The 17,593-nt window shown below is 66.3% G+C and carries 16 protein-coding genes; 3 read left to right on the top strand and 13 right to left on the bottom strand.

Annotated elements, in window-relative coordinates; genetic code table 11:
* Window positions 1-45 precede the first annotated feature (45 nt).
* Entirely contained in the window at window positions 46-417 is a 372-nt protein-coding gene (locus LOK46_RS14220) for an antibiotic biosynthesis monooxygenase family protein (protein ID WP_443192888.1), read from the top strand.
* Between the two features lie 243 nt (window positions 418-660).
* On the opposite strand, the gene LOK46_RS14215 is transcribed toward LOK46_RS14220, so the two are convergent.
* The 9 genes from LOK46_RS14215 to LOK46_RS14175 all read right to left on the bottom strand — a co-directional run bounded on the left by LOK46_RS14215 (window position 661) and on the right by LOK46_RS14175 (window position 7,134).
* Window positions 661-873 (bottom strand): DUF4287 domain-containing protein, encoded by a 213-nt coding sequence (locus LOK46_RS14215; RefSeq protein WP_273564361.1) that lies wholly within the window; start codon window positions 871-873, stop codon window positions 661-663.
* A gap of 192 nt (window positions 874-1,065) precedes the next feature.
* A complete protein-coding gene (locus LOK46_RS14210; protein WP_273564360.1) occupies window positions 1,066-1,623 on the bottom strand; it encodes a dihydrofolate reductase family protein in 558 nt (185 codons plus the stop codon).
* Between the two features lie 419 nt (window positions 1,624-2,042).
* The gene (locus LOK46_RS14205; RefSeq protein WP_273564359.1) at window positions 2,043-2,477 is read right to left on the bottom strand and encodes a tautomerase family protein; all 435 of its coding nucleotides are present in this window, start codon (window positions 2,475-2,477) and stop codon (window positions 2,043-2,045) included.
* 88 nt (window positions 2,478-2,565) lie between these two features.
* Window positions 2,566-3,471, bottom strand: coding sequence for a 3-methyl-2-oxobutanoate hydroxymethyltransferase (gene panB / locus LOK46_RS14200; protein ID WP_273564358.1), 906 nt, complete (start codon window positions 3,469-3,471; stop codon window positions 2,566-2,568).
* A 61-nt stretch (window positions 3,472-3,532) separates the two neighbouring features.
* Window positions 3,533-3,829 carry a DUF6166 domain-containing protein gene (locus LOK46_RS14195; RefSeq protein WP_273564357.1) on the bottom strand — a complete coding sequence of 99 codons (297 nt, stop codon included), beginning with the start codon at window positions 3,827-3,829 and terminating at the stop codon, window positions 3,533-3,535.
* Window positions 3,826-4,044 carry a hypothetical protein gene (locus LOK46_RS14190; RefSeq protein ID WP_273564356.1) on the bottom strand — a complete coding sequence of 73 codons (219 nt, stop codon included), beginning with the start codon at window positions 4,042-4,044 and terminating at the stop codon, window positions 3,826-3,828. The genes LOK46_RS14195 and LOK46_RS14190 overlap by 4 nt, the downstream gene beginning before the upstream one ends.
* 28 nt (window positions 4,045-4,072) lie before the next feature.
* Window positions 4,073-4,462 (bottom strand): hypothetical protein, encoded by a 390-nt coding sequence (locus tag LOK46_RS14185; RefSeq protein WP_273564355.1) that lies wholly within the window; start codon window positions 4,460-4,462, stop codon window positions 4,073-4,075.
* Window positions 4,463-4,546: 84 nt separating this feature from the next.
* Complete coding sequence (locus LOK46_RS14180; protein ID WP_273564354.1) at window positions 4,547-5,338, bottom strand: sterol desaturase family protein; 792 nt, start codon at window positions 5,336-5,338, stop codon at window positions 4,547-4,549.
* A 371-nt stretch (window positions 5,339-5,709) separates the two neighbouring features.
* Complete coding sequence (locus LOK46_RS14175; RefSeq protein ID WP_273564353.1) at window positions 5,710-7,134, bottom strand: MFS transporter; 1,425 nt, start codon at window positions 7,132-7,134, stop codon at window positions 5,710-5,712.
* 163 nt (window positions 7,135-7,297) lie between these two features.
* On the opposite strand from LOK46_RS14175, the gene LOK46_RS14170 reads away from it, so the two are divergent.
* On the top strand, window positions 7,298-8,050 hold the full coding sequence (locus LOK46_RS14170; protein WP_273564352.1) for a GntR family transcriptional regulator: 753 nt from the start codon (window positions 7,298-7,300) through the stop codon (window positions 8,048-8,050).
* 346 nt (window positions 8,051-8,396) lie between these two features.
* Here the strand turns inward: LOK46_RS14170 and LOK46_RS14165 are convergent, their stop codons facing one another.
* A complete protein-coding gene (locus tag LOK46_RS14165; protein ID WP_273564351.1) occupies window positions 8,397-9,362 on the bottom strand; it encodes a C45 family autoproteolytic acyltransferase/hydolase in 966 nt (321 codons plus the stop codon).
* Between the two features lie 322 nt (window positions 9,363-9,684).
* Between LOK46_RS14165 and LOK46_RS14160 the strand changes: the two genes are divergently transcribed.
* On the top strand, window positions 9,685-11,181 hold the full coding sequence (locus LOK46_RS14160) for a DUF2252 domain-containing protein (protein WP_273564350.1): 1,497 nt from the start codon (window positions 9,685-9,687) through the stop codon (window positions 11,179-11,181).
* A gap of 25 nt (window positions 11,182-11,206) precedes the next feature.
* Here the strand turns inward: LOK46_RS14160 and LOK46_RS14155 are convergent, their stop codons facing one another.
* The 3 genes from LOK46_RS14155 to LOK46_RS14145 form a co-directional block, all read right to left on the bottom strand.
* The gene (locus tag LOK46_RS14155) at window positions 11,207-14,260 is read right to left on the bottom strand and encodes a response regulator (protein ID WP_273564349.1); all 3,054 of its coding nucleotides are present in this window, start codon (window positions 14,258-14,260) and stop codon (window positions 11,207-11,209) included.
* A 204-nt stretch (window positions 14,261-14,464) separates the two neighbouring features.
* Complete coding sequence (locus tag LOK46_RS14150) at window positions 14,465-15,745, bottom strand: cytochrome P450 (protein WP_273564592.1); 1,281 nt, start codon at window positions 15,743-15,745, stop codon at window positions 14,465-14,467.
* 20 nt (window positions 15,746-15,765) lie between these two features.
* The gene (locus LOK46_RS14145; RefSeq protein WP_273564348.1) at window positions 15,766-17,043 is read right to left on the bottom strand and encodes an NAD(P)/FAD-dependent oxidoreductase; all 1,278 of its coding nucleotides are present in this window, start codon (window positions 17,041-17,043) and stop codon (window positions 15,766-15,768) included.
* Window positions 17,044-17,593 lie beyond the last annotated feature (550 nt).

The following is a 17,593-nucleotide window of genomic DNA, read 5'->3' as shown; positions in this document are numbered from 1 at the left end:
GACACCATGATGTCATATCGGCACCATAAAGCCAAGGAGAGTGACATGCCCAGGTTTCTAGAAATGGACGCGACCGTCACGATCGCCGACCAGCTTCGCGAGGACACGAACGGTCCTTTGGTGCTGGTCAACACATTCGTCGTCCCACCCGAAGACGCCGACGCGCTGCTGAACGCGTGGAGCCGCGATGCAGCGTTCATGAAGCGCCAGCCGGGCTTCATCTCCACCCAGCTTCATCGCGGTACTGCGGGTAGCGGTACCTTCCTGAACTACGCGGTCTGGCAGTCCGCTGCGCACTTCCGCGAAGCCTTCGCAAACCCGGAGTTCAGGGCGCAGCTGGGCGCTTATCCGGACAGCGCGACGGTGAGCCCACACCTGTTCCGCAAGGTTGAGGTTCCCGGCATCTGTGTGGCGTGAGCGCTAGAAGTATCCTGAGACCATCCCACGCCTGAAGCCGGCGGCCATCAACTGCGGTCGCTTTCCAGCGAACTCCGCGGGAAACTAACCTTCTCGTTCCCACCCCAAGCCGCCAGTCCGATAGCGACCCAACCCAGCCGCTCAGACTGCCGCCGGCACTTCTCTAGGGCTGCCAGTCGGCGGGCGTGAGGCAATTACCGCTCGGAGTGGAGAGCAGCCACTCCAGGCTTGCTTTGAGGCTGCCTACCCTTTTCCCGCGGACAGCACGTGGACAACGATGGCGTTGGCGTGGCCATGTCCCATCCCGTGCTCGGCCTTCAACATCGACACGAGGTCCATGTGCTTTGCCGGAAGCCGGTCGCGGACAATCTGCTGCCATTCGTCGATGGGGCGGCCGTACTTCTTCTCGATGGACGGGAAGTACGAGGCTGGCCCCTTGACGGGTTCGGTGGACACGGTTGGCCGTCCTTCTCGCTTATTGGTAGGCGACAGCTTCGTGGCACGTCGTGCAGGCTGCAACTCACCGGACAGCACTATGAGTGCACCCGCATCCGCACCGGAAGAAAGCCGACGTAGCCGTTCGATTGCTCGGTGGCAGTGCATCCGGGACGCCTCGGTCCCCGTGCGGTGCATGGGGGTTGCGTCGGCTCAGGCCTCGCGTCGGTAGTGGATCGCTACCGCGCCGTTTCGAAGCGGCTTCGCCGAGATCAGCTCAAGCCGCCGGGTCCTGGCGAGACCGCTCCGGTATAGGGTCGGGCCGTGTCCCGCGATCCGAGGATGGACGAGGACCTTGTACTCATCGATCAGCTCCAGCCGGTCTAATTCGGTTGCGAGTTTGCCGCTACCGAGGAGCACACCTGCCGGTGTCGCGTCCTTGAGCCTCTGCACGCCTGCCCGCAGATCATCAGTGATGCGGTGGCTGTTAGTCCACTGAAAATCTGTTCGTGTCGATGACACTACGTATTTCGGCTTGGCCTGCAGCTTGACCGCCCACTCGCGCACCGCCGGCGGTGCTTCTACGTCACCACGAGCGACCGCCGGCCAATAGCCCTCCATCATCTCGTAGGTGACGCGGCCCCACAGCATCGCCCCGCCTTCGTCCATGAGACGGGTGAAGTAGGCGTGCGTCTCCTCGTCAGCGACGCCTTCCTGGTGGTCGACGCAGCCGTCCAGGGTGACGTTGATGCTGAAGGTCAACAGTCCCATGCGGCGATCCTACGCCATACGCGCAAAAAGGCGCAGGGCTATTGCTCGCGGTCGAGGTTCGCCGCCTGCCAAGTGCCGGGAGCGGGTGCCGCGGCCGCTTCCGCTTTGTTGCCTTGTCGCTCAGAAGCGGACAAGCCGCATTCCACCCGTCCGAGACGTCCACGCGACTCCCTCGCAGCGGCCAATGCTGGCCGTAAGCGGAGCAGCGGCTTCGGAGAGGGTGTGCCGGAGAAGCGGACGGACGTCTGCCGACCCAACCTCGTCGTATAAGGGCTATCGCGCGCTTTCCGAAAGCAGACATCGCGTCCGTCGTTGCTCTCGCAAAAATGCGCCCAACTTGGTGGTTCGCTGCTGGCGAGCGTCTGCTCTGAGGCATTAGTTTGCGTCGGGGGGGAGGGGGGGGGGCAATATTCCGGGTATCAAGCAGTATATTTAAGCTTATCACGCAAGGCGCTAGGCAACGACGCCAGCCATTGCTCCTCGTCACCCGGTTCCGGCAGCACGTTCCTGAATTCCAGCACGCCCTGCGCTGGAATGTCCGAGATGTACACCCACACGTCCTGGTCCGATATGCCGAGGATCTCGCTGGCCTCCCGCATAATGCGGCGGAGCATCTTCGCCTTCTGGTCCTTCGTTCTTCTGGAGCGAATATCGGCCCGCACCCAAACGTGGTCATGTGAGGCTGCTTCGCCGCCGATGAAGATCAAATCGGGCTCGACCTTGTAGAATACGACCTGCACGAAATACCGTGGAGCGATCGCTTCCACATGATGAATGTCCGTGACGTTCTCGACGAGCTTCGCGCGTTGCTGGGGCGTCAGTTCCTTCGCGGTCGAGAATGCATAGGTCGGCATGGGGGTCGCGTCCTTCCCGGTTCGGTTTCAAGAAGTCTTTCGCCGGCAGGGCTTTGGCAATCGACAGGACGCCGACGTCAACTAGACCTCAAACATGCTTCCGCCGTTCGACCAGCGTCTGAAACTTTTCGTACTCGGCCTGATCCACCCGATAGGAGTGGTCGCCGTCGGGAAAGGCTACCGCCTTCACTTCCTCGACGTACTTGCGGATGCCGGTTACTGCGACCTCGGTCAGGTTCGCGTAGCGTTTCGTAAACTTCGGTTTGAAGTCCGTGAACACCCCGAGTAGGTCGTAGCAGAGCAGGATCTGGCCGTCGCAACCCGCACCAGCACCGATGCCAATGGTGGGTATCGTGAGCTGCTCGGAGATCAGTTTTGCGATCGGTGCTGGGACGGCCTCGAATTCCAGCATAAAGCAGCCGGCATCCTCGATGGCCAGCGCATCCTCCAGGATCTTCATCGCGGCCTCGGCAGTGCGGCCCTGGATCTTGAAGCCGCCGAAGTTGGCGATGGTGTGCGGCGTCAACCCAATGTGCGAGGCGGTCGGGATGCCGGCGTCGACCAGCGCCTTCAGGATGTGGGCTTGGCTCCTGCCGCCCTGCGGCTTCACGGCATCGCACTGGCCTTCCTGCATGAAGCGCGTGGCATTCGTCAGGGCCCGGTCGACGGTGTTGTAGCTCTGGTAGGGCATGCAGCCGAGCACGAAGGTATCCGGCGCACCGCGCCGAACCGCCGCTGCGTGCATGATCATCATGTCCATCGTCGCGGGTATGGTGCTGGCATGGCCATGGGCGACCATGGCGAGGCTGTCGCCGACGACAGCGACATCGACGCCCGACATCTCAGCCCACCGGGCGGAGGTGTAGTCGGGCACGGACATGTAGACGAACTTCTCGCCGGTCTGCTTGGCGGCGCGGATGTCGAGGATCGTCCGCTTGCCCGCCTTCTTTGCGGACTCATTGGATGCCGTCGCCGCGGTCGCGCTCATGTTCATCCCTTGAATATCTTCGCTGGTCGAGGCGGCCGATCCAGGCCGCCGAAATTGTATTAGGCGCCTAGCGCAGGCCCTGCAGGACGCGGTCGATGTCGGCCGTCGTCATCTCCCACTCGTTCTGGAAGTTGGCCACGACGCTGCGCATGAACTGCGGCTGGAGGCGTTCCGCCTGGGCCGTGTCGCCGAGGTGGTCGACCAGCATCGCGTAGGCGAGCTGCGAGGGCTCAGGCCCCTCGTAGCTCCACTCGAAGCCGTTGCGCGAGTAGCGCTTTGCGTCCGTCCTGTCCGGGAGCGGCTCGCCGTCGACCGTGACGACGATCCCGTCGATGGTCCGGTCCCCCACGTAGACCTTGTTCACGACCGCACCTCCCTCATCTGGTGGCGCGGGGTGCGGCCGTCGGAGCGGCTGCGCATCACCTCGGGGAAGATCCAGAGGCTGAAGACCATGAAGGGGCCGAGGAAGGCCACGGCCCAGCGCGGGCCGACCTGGCCGAGGTAGCCCATGTAGAACCACCCCGCGAGCGCGGCCAAGGCGACGGCGACGGACAAGCCGAACTTGATGGGAAACGGCATCGGATTCCTCCCGGAACGGTGGTTGTCGTTACAGCGTGAAGACGGAGCCGACCTGCAGCAGCAGGCCGACCGAGCCGCCGAGCCCGGCCAGCACGATGGCGAGCCCGGCCAGACCGTCACGCCAACGCTGGGGCCAGACGTTGAACAGGCCCGGCGCGAACAGCACGGCCAAGCCGCCCACGATGACGAGGCTCGTCCAGCGCAGGTTAGCGGCACCGTAGGTGAGGCCGCCCCCTACCAGCGCCAGCAGAAGCACGACGTTGGCGGCCAGCATCAGCAGGCCCAGCGGCCGCGCCCTCAAGTCGGGACGGGTTTCGAGCGGGAACATGCCCGTGAGGACGTAGAACCCGACGCTGGCGACGCCGGCGAAGAGGGCGAACCACGCGAGGGCTAGGACGTTCGGTTCGATCATGCTCATGGAAGACCTCCCAAGTGTCGGGGCGGCGCCCCGTCGGCGCCGCGCGTCGCGTGTGGCGTGTGGCGTGTGGCGTGTGGCGTGGGCCTACTCGGCCGGCTGCATCGCGCCGGGCTCGGCGGCGCCGGGCGTACGCGAAGTCTTGCGCATGTCGGTCTTCACGTGGCGCGTGTCGTAGCCGTTGAAGAGCGTGCCGAGCAGGCCACGGTTGAGATCCGAGGTGCCGAACAGCCAGTCCATGATCGGGAAGGTGAGGTTCATGTTCCGCTCCATCATGATCGACTGGTCGTGATGCGCGGTGTGGTGACGCCGGTTCGTATTGATGAACGGCATGTTGCGGACGAACCAGTTGTCCTCGACGTGGCAGCAGAAGTGCATGAACTCGTAGATCATGTAGATGCTGGTCGTCGTGGTGATGAACAGCCAGCCGACGTTCGGCGTGAACACGTTGCCAAGCACAATGGCGCCCGGAATCGACATCAGCGTGAAGGTCGCCAGCGCGTAGGGCGGGAAGAACGTCACCCGGTAATCGCGATGATCGGCGAAGCGCATCTCGTGGTCGGTGAAGAACTGGTGGTGCTGAAGGGTATGCCGATTGTAGACGGCGCGCCCGATAGGATTGCTCTGCGGCCGATGCATCACGTAGCGATGCAGCCACCACTCGAAGAAGTTGCAGAACAGGAACACGACCGGCACCGTGACGAGTTCCGCCAAGGTCGGCGCCTTGATGTTCGAGATGTAGATATACAGTGCCGTCAGGCCGATGGTGTAGATGATGGCGATGTGCAGAAGACCGTTGTACCAGCCCGCGACGCGCTGCCGGTAGTTGGCCCGGAAGTTTCTCTGCCGCTCGCTCATCTTAGTGACCGCGAGTTCCATTGCACCTCTCCTTTGTTCGTTGGCTCTTAAGGCAGCCGCTGCGGCCGCTTCGACGTTGTTGTTCAGTAGGTCGCCATCGCTACGAGGGTGTTCGATGGACGGGCGGCCCCGACGACGGCACCCGGCCGGGTACGCGACCCCACGACGGCTGCGGATCGTAGGGGGGCCGTGGGCTTCCTGGCAGGGCATCCGCCGCATCCCCGACAGACGGAACGGCCTTGACCGTCATCCGCGTTGCGAGCCGTCTGGCACATGGCGCCCTCCCTCTTTGATTGGCTACAAAATATCACTGATATATCAACTGTCAACACTGTCGTGTGATGTTCGGCGGTCCGGCGGGACGGGAGCGGCCTGCGTTCCGCCGGTTCCGGTCAGTGCGAGATCGCTTCGAGCGACTTGCCCTTGGTCTCGATGCCGAGGAAGGCCACGCTCGCCGCCGCGATCACGAAGGATCCGGCTCCCAGTGCGAAGACGCCGCCATGGCCGAGCGTCGGCAAGATGATGCCGATGACGTAGGGGCCGATGAGCGAGCCGACCCGGCCGACGGCCGAGGCGCAGCCGGCCCCCGTCGCGCGCGCCCGCGTCGGGTAGAGCTCCGGGGTGTAGGCGTAGAGCACCGACCACATGCCGAACAGGAAGAACTGCATCATCAGTCCGAAGGCGATCAGCCATGCGAACGAGGGCGAGTGGCCGTAGAGGTAGGCCGCGACCGCGCTTCCGAGCAGCATCAGAACGGCGGTCGGCTTGCGGCCCCAGCGCTCGACCAGGATCGCCGAGGTGATGAAGCCCGGCACGCCCGCGAGCGAGATCAGGATCGTGTAGGTCACCGACTTGGCGACGCTGTAGCCCGCATCCTGCAGCAGGGCCCCGAGCCAAGTGGTGAGGCCGTAGAAGCCGAGCAGTGCGAAGAACCACGTCAGCCAGATCATGACCGTGCGGCTCGCGTAGCCCGGGCTCCAGAGTTCGAGGAACGAGAAGCGGCGCTCGCCCTGGGCCTGCTCGGGCAGCGCCTTCGGCTCGGCCAAGGGCCGACCATCGAGACGCGCGGTGACCTTCCTCTCGATGTCCGTCATCACGCGATCGGCCTCGTCATGCCGCCCACGGTCGGCGAGCCAGCGAGGCGATTCCGGCACCAGGAAGCGGATCACGAACAGGAACAGGGCCGGCACGGCCTGCGCCAGGAAGACGGCTCGCCAGTCGAAGTAGCTCAGCAGGACGTAGCTGAGGCAGCCCGCCGCGATGAAGCCGAGCGGCCAGAACCCTTCCATGATCGCGAGGTAGCGGCCGCGCTTGGCCGTCGGCAGGAATTCCGAGACGATGGCGAGGGCCACCGGGAACTCCATGCCCATGCCGAAGCCGAGCAGCAGGCGAGCGTAGCCGAGCATGGTCGCGTCGGGCGCGTAGGCGCACCACGCGCTGCCCACGCCCCAGAACACCATGCTGATCTGGAAGACGACCTTACGCCCGAAGCGGTCGGCGAGCATCCCGGAGATCGCCGCGCCGGCGAACATGCCGATGAAGCTCATGCTGGACAGGAGGCCCGCCTGGGCCGTGGAGAGGCCGAACTCCGTTTTGATCGAGCCGAGCAGGAAGGTGAGCGAGCCGAGGTCGATCGAGTCGAAGAACCACGCCGTCGCGATGATGAGAAAGATATTGCGCTGAAACGCGGTCATCGGCAGGCGCTCCAGCCGCGCCGCGATCACCGCGCTCGTCCCGGCCGCGACGCGGCTTGGAACCTCGGTCGTGGCCCGTTCCGGCAGCGCGTCGCCGGCCGGTATCGCAATTTGCCCTGCCATCTCTTGCCTCCCTGCGTTATTGGTATGCGCCGGGCACTTTTGCGGGATATTTCTAATCCACGCAAGATATATCAGCGATATGCCCTTGCGTAGGGGCTCGCCCGGCACCATGCACCCTTATGCGGCGCGGTGAGCGGACCGGGCAGAATAAGGGGTGTCGTCCATGAACTTCGTGACCGGGAAGACGGCGTCGGTCCGTGCCGCGAAGAATGGCGAGAAGCGAGCCAGGAAGGCTGTGAAGGGGTCGCCCGACGGAACGGCCGGCGGTGACGACCTGCCCGACCTGACGCTCACCGACAGGGCCTATCAGCAGCTGGAGGAGATGATCACGACGCTCGTGCTTCCGCCCGGCATGGTGCTCGGCGAGCAGAACCTGGTCCAGCGCCTCGGGATTGGGCGCACCCCGATCCGGGAAGCACTGCAGCGTCTCGCCCGCGACGGGCTCGTGGTGGTCATGCCCCGTCGCGGCATCCTCGTCTCCGACATCAACGTGCGCACACAGCTGCGCCTGCTGGAGACCCGGCGCGTCCTGGAGGCGTTGATCGCGCGCCTTGCCGCGGAGCGGTCCACGAAGGAGGAGCGGGAGGTCTTCGCCGGCCTCGCGCAGGACATGCGCGAGGCGGCCGCGGCGTCGGACGACCTGGCGTTCATGCGGCTGGACCGTCAGTTCAACGACCTTATCGCGTCCGCGTCGCGCAACGAGTTCGCGGTACGCTCACTTGAGAGCATGGCCGGCCTGTCACGGCGCTTCTGGTACCAGCACTACAAGCAGGCGGCCGACCTGCCGCTGACCGCCAACCTCCACGCCGACGTCTGCGAGGCGGTGGCCGCACGCGACGTCGACGCCGCCGGCGCCGCCTCGGACAAGCTCGTGGACTACATCGAGAGCTTCGCGCGCAAGACCCTCGACGTCTAGCTCGCGGTGCGTTTGGTAAGGGCCGAACGAGTTTGGATGCCCGCCTGGTGCCGGTGATGCCACTGCCAAGCTAGGCCCAGACCCTTCAAAACTACGGATGTCCGCTTATTACAACTGGCGCTCTGAAGCCGACCGGCGGAAAACCACCCATCTGCGACACTCTGAGGGCCTTTGGCCTCGGCAGGACATGGCCGAAAGCAGCAAGTCTGCTTCCGGGCAGAAAGGATGACGAAGCGGACTAACGGCCTTGCACGTGAAGCTCGCCGCCTGGATCGAGGAGAAGTCGTGATCCGTTTTAATGCGACAGAAGGAAAGAAGCGAGCAACTACGTACGCCTCACCCGCGGTCACCGCTCGAGATCGCCATAGTCGTGCTTGTACGCCCCAGGTACGAAACGCTCGAATGTCTGGCTCCAACGCTGCCCGGGCCAGAGATAATGGACGCGCTTTTCTGCAGGTCGGTACACGGCTGTGTAGGCTGTGGTGAACGCGGCCTTCCGCGAGTACAGCGGCGGCTCGAAGAAGAGTACCGTCAGCCCCGTCAATGTTCCGAAAGGATCGCCCAGAGCGTCCATCAGCACGGTCTGGCGCAGGGCTGAGCCGGATGCAGGTGACATCCCCTCTTGGTGGTTCGTACATGCCCTCAGCCGCGTCACGGCGGGCTCACGCCGGGGTCCGAGGAAGAGCGTGGCATGCTCGCCCGTCCCGTCGAGTAGCGTGACGTTGTGGAGTTGGGTGACCGGAATGCGGCACAGAGCGCCGACGGCCTCCCCGACCGACCCGCACGTTTCTAGCACGTAGCGGAGCATCAGGATGATGGCGAAGCCCGTCCCGCGCCTGGCCATACCACCGAGCGTACAACTGGCGACCAGTCCATCGTCGTTCATCCCATCCAGGCAGCCGCCCCAGGGTCGTTGCGCCATCGCGATCACGCGCCGCCGAGACCACGCGGTGAGTTCGATGCGCCCGGTGATGATGGGGAGGGGATAATCGTAGTTGCGAACCAGAGCTGGGCCATCGTCGCCCAGCCACACGGCTTGGCTGCAACCCTGCGGGTGAGGTGCTGGGCGATAGTGGCTGAGCATGCGGTGAGCCAGGTCGTCGTCTCCGACCAGCCCGCACACGTGATCGTAGTGCGGGACAAGTTCCGGCATGTGACGCAGCAGGGCGGCACGGCACTCGGAAGCCGATGGGCGTTCGGCGTTCCCATCTCCGAGATACCATCGCTCGGCTTCGTCCCGCCCCGCCCGGAAGCGTTCGAGCCATGTTGTGCCGGGGCGGTCCTCTCGTTGGGCGGTGAACGTCTTCTCCATGGCGATACACCTGCTTACGAGGGAACCTGAGCTGACGCGCACATACGGCGACTATGTAGGCGCTCCAGGTTTGTGGTGAGAGGTCGACCGCTGAGCTGATCTCCCGCGGGCGATAGTCTTAGTGGCTGCGGTCGAGAATGATCGGTTCGACACCAAATCGGCTACCTCGAACGGTCGCGCGCGAGGAGGCTCGGAGCAGGCGACGGACCTTGTCACGGCTGGATCGCCGCTCGGGGTGGTGTGCGGTTAAGTCCACGTTGAGCCGAAGGGCTTATTCCCTGGTCGAACCGTTGGTGTGGTCTGAAGCGGTCGGACGAGGTCGATGGAACGGTCAGCGCATCCCATGGATACCTCGGCGGTGGTCGATGAGCAGGAAGCGGTGATCGAAGCGGCCGAGGAGGCGGTCCTCGAACCCCTCGCGGACTTCCCGCATATCGACCTGCGCTCGGGTGTGGAGCCGTGGGAGAAGCGCCGCGCCGCCGGCAAGATCCTGCGCTTGGAACTGCCGCACTCGGCTCATGCCGTGCTCGATCTCGCCCGCGATCGTCCCGACCCGGTCGCGCTCATCGAAGCGGCCCACGAGGGTCGGCAGTCGCACCTGATCTCGCTGCGAATCGCCCGCATGGCGTCCTCGCCGTTCGCCTTCCTGCGCGGGGCCGCTCAGGTCATGGCCTGGGATCTCGCACAGGGACCGCGCGGCGCGATCGACGTGGTGATGAACGGCGATGCCCATATCTCCAACTTCGGCCTGTTTGGCTCACCCCAGGGCGAGGTGGTGCTCGACCTCAACGACTTCGACGAGGTCACGGTCGGGCCGTGGGAGTGGGACCTGAAGCGCCTGTGCGCGAGCATCGAGGTCGCCGCGCGGGATGCCGATGTCCCGCCGGCCGAACGGCGCCAAGCCGCGCTGAGCGCGGTGGCGGGTTACCAGCACACGATGGACGACCTCGCCCCGCGCGGTTCGCTCGACGTCTGGCAGCGCGCGGCGCGCGCCGAGGACCTCGCCTTCGCAGGCATCGAGATCGACGCGCGTTCGCAGGCCGTGGTGCGCAAGGCCGTCGAGAAGGCGCGGCGGAAGAACAACACGAGCTTGCTCGACCGAGTGGGTGAGCGGCGCACGGATGGCGGCTGGCGCTTCCGTGAGGAGCCGCCGATCCTCGTCCGCGTCGATGACGCGACGCGCGAGGCCGTCACCACCGGCCTGGAGCGTTACGCCGAGACGCTGCCGCGCGAGCGGCGGTTCATGCTCAGCCGCTACCACGTGGTCGATGTCGCACACCGCGTCGTCGGCGTCGGCAGCGTCGGCACCCGCGCGTACGTCGCGCTGCTGTGTGGCAATTCGGATCAGGACGCGCTCTTCCTCCAGGTCAAGGAAGCCGTGCGACCGGCCCACGCGCCGTACGTGCGTGGCATGCCCAAGCCCTATGCCGATCACGAGGGCGAGCGCGTGATCTACGGCCAGCGCCTGCTGCAGGCGGTGGGTGATCCGCTGCTGGGCTGGACGAAGATCGAGGGGCGGCCATTCTACGTGCGGCAGATGAAGAACATGAAGGGCGAGATCCCAGTCGCGCGCATGACGGGCCGATCGCTGCTGTACTTCTCGCACGCCTACGGCGCGCTGCTCGCCAAGGCCCACGCGCGGACTGGGGATGCGGCGGCGATCGCGGGCTATTGCGGTCATGACGGCCGCGCCGACCTGCGGGTAGCCCTGGCCGATTGGGCGATGGCCTACGGAGATCGGAATGAGGCGGACTATCAGGCGTTCCGAGAGGCCATCGCGGCGGGCAGGCTCCGAGCGGCCGACGATCCGCATCTTTGACCCCATGGGCGCACTGACGAGCTGATCATTCGGACGTCGTGATTATTTCGGTCCCGTCGGCCTGATCCGACCCCGGCCCACCGTGCTGATGCTCGGTGGGATCAACTCTGTAGAGCGTCCTCAGGAGCGTTGAGAGGTCGGTGAAGGACAGGCCGGCCTTCTGCACGACGCGGTCGGCCTGCCCCGCTAGCTGGCGGAAGTCGTCCGCCGTGACGTCTTTGGCCGTCAGTACGACGACGGGGATGTCGTACCATTCGGGGCGGGTACGCAGCAGGCGCAAGAAGCCGAAGCCATCCAGTTCCGGCATCATCAGATCTAGCAGGATCAACCGCGGCCGGTGCTCGCCGACCGCCGTCAAGCCGGCTCGGCCGTCCGCCGCCGCGGCCACCTGCCAGCCGTCCCGAGTCAGCTGCGATGCCATCAACGCGCGCAGGTCGGCGTCGTCGTCCACGACCAGCACCGGCCCGTCGTGGGCCTTCGGTCGGAACCGCTCCATCGCCTCCTTCAACTGCGTCCAGTCGACCGGCTTCTGCAGGTAGTCGGTCGCCCCGAGCGAGAACGCGAGGTTCTGCTCGTCGAGCACCGTGACCATGATCACCGGCAGATCGCCGAGCTCCGGGTCGGCGCGCAGGGTGCGCAGCACGGCCCATCCATCCATGCGCGGCATGGTCACGTCTAGCAGGATCGCGCGCGGACGCCGCGTGCGCGCTTGTTCGAGACCAGCCATTCCGTCACCCGCCGTCGCGACGTGGAAGCCTTCCCTGGCCAGGAAGCGCGCGAGCAGGTCGCGGGTGGCCTGATCGTCGTCGATGACCAAGACCTCGCTGCCCGCTATCGGCTCGGCCACGGGTTGCGGCGTCCGCGAGGATCTCGCATGCGCCTGTCTCTCTTCGCCCTCGGCCACGCTCGCCAGCAGCGTCAGGGTGAAGGTCGTGCCAGCGCCCTCGCGGCTCTCGACCGCGATGTCGCCGCCGAGTATGTGCGCGAACGCCCGGGTGATCGCCAACCCCAGACCCGTGCCGCCGAAGCGCCGCGTCGTCGAGGCATCGGCCTGACTGAAGCGCTGGAACAAGCGTGACGCCTGCTCCTCGCTCATGCCGATGCCGGTGTCAGCCACCGCGAACACCAGCCGATCGCCGTCGCCGTCCGTCTGCCGGCGTGCCGACAGCGTAATCTGTCCGCCCTCCGTGAACTTGGCCGCGTTGCTCAGCAGGTTGATCAGGCACTGGCGCAGCTTGGTCGCGTCCGTGTACGCGCCGCCAAGCCCGTCCGCGATGTCGAGGACCAGGGCGTTGCCCTTCTTCTCGACCAAGGCTTCCACCGTGGCGGCGACGTCGCGCACGGTCGCGGCGACATCGAGGCTCTCCGGGTACACCTCCATGCGCTCGGCCTCGATCTTCGACAGATCGAGCACGTCGTTGATCAGCCCGAGCAGGTGGCGCGCGTTCGCCTCGATCTTCTTCATGTCGGGCAGCAGGTCCGCCTGGCCGGCGTCCTCCATCTCCTCCTGCAGCATCTCCGAGTAGCCGATCACCGCCGACAGCGGGGTACGCAGCTCGTGGCTCATGTTGGCCAGGAACTCGGACTTGGCGCGGTTGGCCTCCTCGGCGGCGTCCTTCGCCGCCGCGAGGACGTGCTCGGAGCGCTTGCGCGCGTCGATGTCGGTGACCACCACGACAGCACCGACGAGCGCGCCGTCGGCCGCCCGCATCGGCGCGCCGGTGAAGCCGATCCAAGCGCGGGCACCATCGCCGCGCTGATAGTTGACTTCCAGCTCGGACTGCGGCTCGCCCGCACGCACCACTTGGATCAGCGGCCACTCGCTCGGCTCGACCGGCCGGCCATCCTCGTGGAAGCCGACCCAGCGCTCAGGCTCGTCGCCGGGTTGCGCGGGCAGTACCCCGTGCCCGAGGATCGTCTCGGCGCGGGCATTGTGGCCGGTGATCCGTCCGGATGGTGCCTCGGCGATGAGCACGCCCACCGGCAGTGTGTCGAGAACAGTCCGGAGTAGCGCCTCGCCCGCGCGGACCTGGGCTTCGGACTGGACGGCCATGGTCACGTCCGCCACGACGAGGCCGACGCCGGCGGCCACAGCTGACCCTTCATCCTGGCTCAGCGGGTAGAAGCTCATGCGGAAGTGGCGCGTCCCGCCCGGCGCGCTCTCGCTCGGTACGCTCACCGGCACGTCGGCGCTGACGAGGCCGTGGTCGCGCGCCGCCTCCAGCAGCGGGGTGAGCTGATCTTCCAGCTTCGGGAGAAGCGTCCAGATCGGTGCGCCGAGATCCGCGACGAAACCGCGCTCGCTCATCGTCGCCAGCGCGCGGTTCATGTGACAGATGTTGAACCCGCCGTCGAGGAAGCCGAGCCCGACCGGGGCATTGGCGAGCACGCCCTCGAACAGCCCGCTGCTGCGCTGGCTCTCGCGGCGGCGTACTATCGTGAGGCGGACCAGCAGCGCGATCGCGAGGGTCGCGCACAGCAAGCTGAACGCCGTCAGGGCGGTGTAGCGCAGGCTGTCGCGACGGTCGTTCTCCGCCAACGCCTCTCCGGCTGAGCGGTTGGCCGTCGCGGTGGCGGCACGGATCGCGTCCATCAGGCGCTTGCCCGCGCCGGTCTCGATCAGGGCTTCTGCGCTGTCGAAATTATGGTCGCGCCGCGCAGTCACGACCCGGTCGGAGAACTCCGTCTCATCGCCGAGCAGCTTGCGCACGGGGGCGAGTGCCGCGATCGCAGGATCGGACGAGCCACCGTCGAGGGTGTCGAGGAAGGCGCTCTCACCGGGGATGCGGCCGAGCGCATCGGCATAGGGCTCGAGGTACTCGGGCTTGCCGGTGAGCGCGTAGCCGCGCATGCCGGTCTCCAGATCCTTCATCGTCGAGAGCAAGCGCTCGCTGTGGCTGATCAACTCCCTGCGGTGCAGCCGTTCGCGACGGGCGGCATCGCCGGCCACGAAGTTCCACCCGACCGCCGTCAAGGCCAGGGCGAGCAGGGCGTAGGCGAGCGGCGAACTGGGCAAACCGGCGAGCGGGCGCGCGCCTCGCAAGCCTGGACGCTGGATCAGGGGATGAGTGTCGGGCATGCCAGCTACCTACGCCCTCCACGATCGGGCATCGGCAACTCGTAGCCGGGTTCACACATGAAGGGCGAGCCCTGGTTTCGAGCCAAAGCCTCTACTTCGATGATCCCGCAAGAGAGCCTGCAAGACCTCGTCGCATCTGGACGCATGGTCGGCGTGGGTGCGAGGCACCCCGTTGTGACTTGTGCTGTCAGGCGCTGAAGCAGGCTAGAGGATCCCCTCGACAGCCACCCGCAGACGCTCCGGTCCGCGCAGGGTCGCCGGGCGACGATAGGGCGGTGGATCCTCAATCAGGTGCGGTGCCTTCAGCCGGCGAGCCAGCGCAGTCAGCGCAGCCTCCGCCTCGAACCGGCCGAGGGGCGCGCCGACGCAGTAGTGCAGGCCGCCGCCGAAACCGAGATGGCGCGTGCCGGTGCGATCGGGATCGAACCGGTCCGGGTCAGGGAACGAGGCCGGATCACGGTTGCCGGCGGCCATCATCAGGATGAGCGTCTCATCGGCGGGGATCGTGGTGCCGGCGATGTCGATGGCGCTGAGCGTCTTGCGGGTGACGAGTTGCACCGGAGGATCGTAGCGCATCACCTCCTCGACCACGCGCGGGGCGCGACTCGGATCGGCGCGCAGGCGCGCCAGCTCGTCCGGGTGGCGCAGCAGTGTGAGCCAAGCGTTGGCGATCAGGTTCACCGCGGTCTCGTGGCCGGCGACCAGGATCAGGATCGCCGTGGAGATCAGATCGAAGTCGCCCATCCGATAGCCATCCTGAGTGGCCTGGTTGGCCAACCCCGAGAGCAGGTCGTCGCGCGGTCGCTTGCGTTTCTCGGCGATGAGATCGGAGAGGTAGTCCGAGATGCCATCGAAGGCCCGGGCGTTGTCCATGCGGGCCTCGTCGCTGACCACGACACCGGGTTCGACCGCCGTGGCGAGCTGACTCGACCAATCGCTAAACCGGGCCTCGTCCCCGTCCGGCACCCCGAACAGTTCGCAGATCACCGCGACCGGCAGCGGGTAGGCGACGTCGTCGACGACGTCGATCGCGCGCGCACCGACTTTGGTGTCGAGCATCTCGCCGACGAGCCGCTCCGAGCGGGCTCGCATCGCGTGAACCCGCTCAGGGGTGAACTGGCGCACGGTGGCGGCGCGCAGGAGATCGTGCGCGGGCGGGTCGCGGAACAGGAACGGCTGGTGTCGGTCGGTGATCCGGTCCTTGATCGGGTTGACGAGGTAGTCGGTGACCGGGTTGCCGGTGGACGGGCGCTTGGTCGGCGGCTGAGTCTCGACGCTCAGGCGGGGATCGTTCTGCAGTCGCGTGATGGCGGCGTGGCTTGCCGCCACCCAAACGCTGCGCGCCACCTCGCTCGAGGCCGGGCTCCCCTCGCTCACGTCATCCTGCCTCGAGACCGGGCTCTGACGCAGGCGAGCGTAGAGTGGGTATGGGTCGGCGCGGTTGGCGTAGTCTTTGATCTGCCTGAGGAGGTTGGCGTCGGCCATGTCATGTCCGCGAACGGGCGTCAGGTCAGGCCCGACGCGAGGATCTTGAGTGGGCCGGCCCGATCGGTCGCAGCCCCCTTTGGCGGAAACGGCGCGTTCTCGGCGATGAGTGCGGCGTAGGCCGGCAGCCAGCGCCCACAATCCACCGACACGGCGGCGATGCACCGTCCCGCCCGGCCGTAGAGGGCAAGGAAGCGTCCTGCAGCTGGATCGCCGTGCGCGATCGTCATGGCGTCGGCACCGTCGGTCAGTCCGACCGACTTGATCGTCACGCCCGCTTGCCCGGACCAGAAGGCGGGCAATGCGGCGTAGCCCCGTTCGGGCTTGTCCCCGGCGAGCACACGTCCGGCATGCACGCCCTGCGCGACCGCGTGTCCCCAATGCTCCACGGCGATGCGGCGCCCGCCGTAGAGCGGGTGCGGGAAGCGGGCGACGTCGCCCGCCGCCGCGATCGCGAGATCGGGCCGTCCATCCACGTCCAGCGCATGACCGTCCGCGTCACAGTCGACGCCCCCCGCGTCGAACGACAGGCCGGATCCCACCAGCCATTCGGTGTTGCGCACCGCGCCGAGCGCCGTCACCGCGACGTCGGCCTCGATCGCGGTGCCGTCGGCGAGGTGCGCGCGCACGAGCCGACCACCCGCATCCTCCAACCATTCGACCTCGGCGCCAAGTCGTAGCTCGACACCACGAACCTTATGCATGGCGCCGATGATCCCGCCGATATACCGGCCGAGCGCGCGCCCAAGCGGTGCCGGGCCGGGTTGAACCAGGGTCACCGGCAAGCCAAGCTGCCGGCAGGCGCTCGCGACCTCGCAGCCGATCAGGCCGCCGCCGATCACAAGCACGCGCTTCGGCCCGGCGACGAGCGCTTCGCGCAAGGCGACCGCATCGTCCCGGCCCCGCAGGGAATGGACACCGGCGAGCTTGCCCTCGTGCGGGTTCGGCCAAGGCCGGGCGCGGCTGCCGGTGGCGATCAGCAGACGGTCGTAGGACAGGGCTGATCCGTCGGTGAGGTGAACCACCTGAGCCGCACGATCGAGGCGCGCAGCCGGACTGCCGAGGCGCCAGTCGACATCACAGTCGAGGCTGCTCGGCAGGGTCGTCGCATCTGCGGAGATGTGACCGGTCAGGACGTGCTTGGAGAGCGGCGGCCGATCGTAAGGGCGGTAGGGCTCGTCCCCGATGATCGTGAGCGAACCCGTGTAGCCGGCTTGGCGCATAGCCTCGGCCCCACGCAGGGCCGCGAGGCCTGCTCCGACCACCACGATAGCACGTACGGGCGCGTTAGATCCCATCGTAGATGCCCTCATAGCCGTAGCTCTCGACCCGGATTGCCAGAACCGTGCAGGCGACGCGAGCACGCTCGATGTCGGCTTGAGACGCGGCGGCGGTGGCGGGATCATAGAAGAGGGCCTCACGCCCGTCGACGCGGACGTGCCTAGGGTCCGCATAGCAGCACCGGACGTGAGCTTGGCTGATGTCGCCGTCTCCAATGACCCGACGACTGGTTTGCGGGGCACCTATGTGCCATGGCATGCCAACCGAAGCCGATCGAGCGAGTTCCTTTGATTGCTAACGAAGGGAGTCACTGATCGCGAGTTTCGCTTTATTAGTAGCAACTAGCTCGACATATTTGTTGCGATGTTTCCTCGGTCCAGGTGGCGGCCCTTGGCCGAAAGCAGTTGGTCCGCTTCCCGGCACAGGCGCAGATGAAGCGGACGCCGTCAGTGCGATCCTCGATGGCTAAGCGCGTGTCGCATCCAGGCGGCACCAACTGATCGAACAGCCATCGATGGCGATTGCCCGTCGCACCCCGCTGCGACGTCACAAAGCCTTATCCGAGGA

The organism is Methylobacterium sp. NMS14P (assembly GCF_028583545.1).
Lineage (GTDB): Bacteria > Pseudomonadota > Alphaproteobacteria > Rhizobiales > Beijerinckiaceae > Methylobacterium.
The sequence above is the reverse complement of the archived record's forward strand: the minus strand, read 5'-3'. Positions and strand labels throughout refer to the sequence as shown.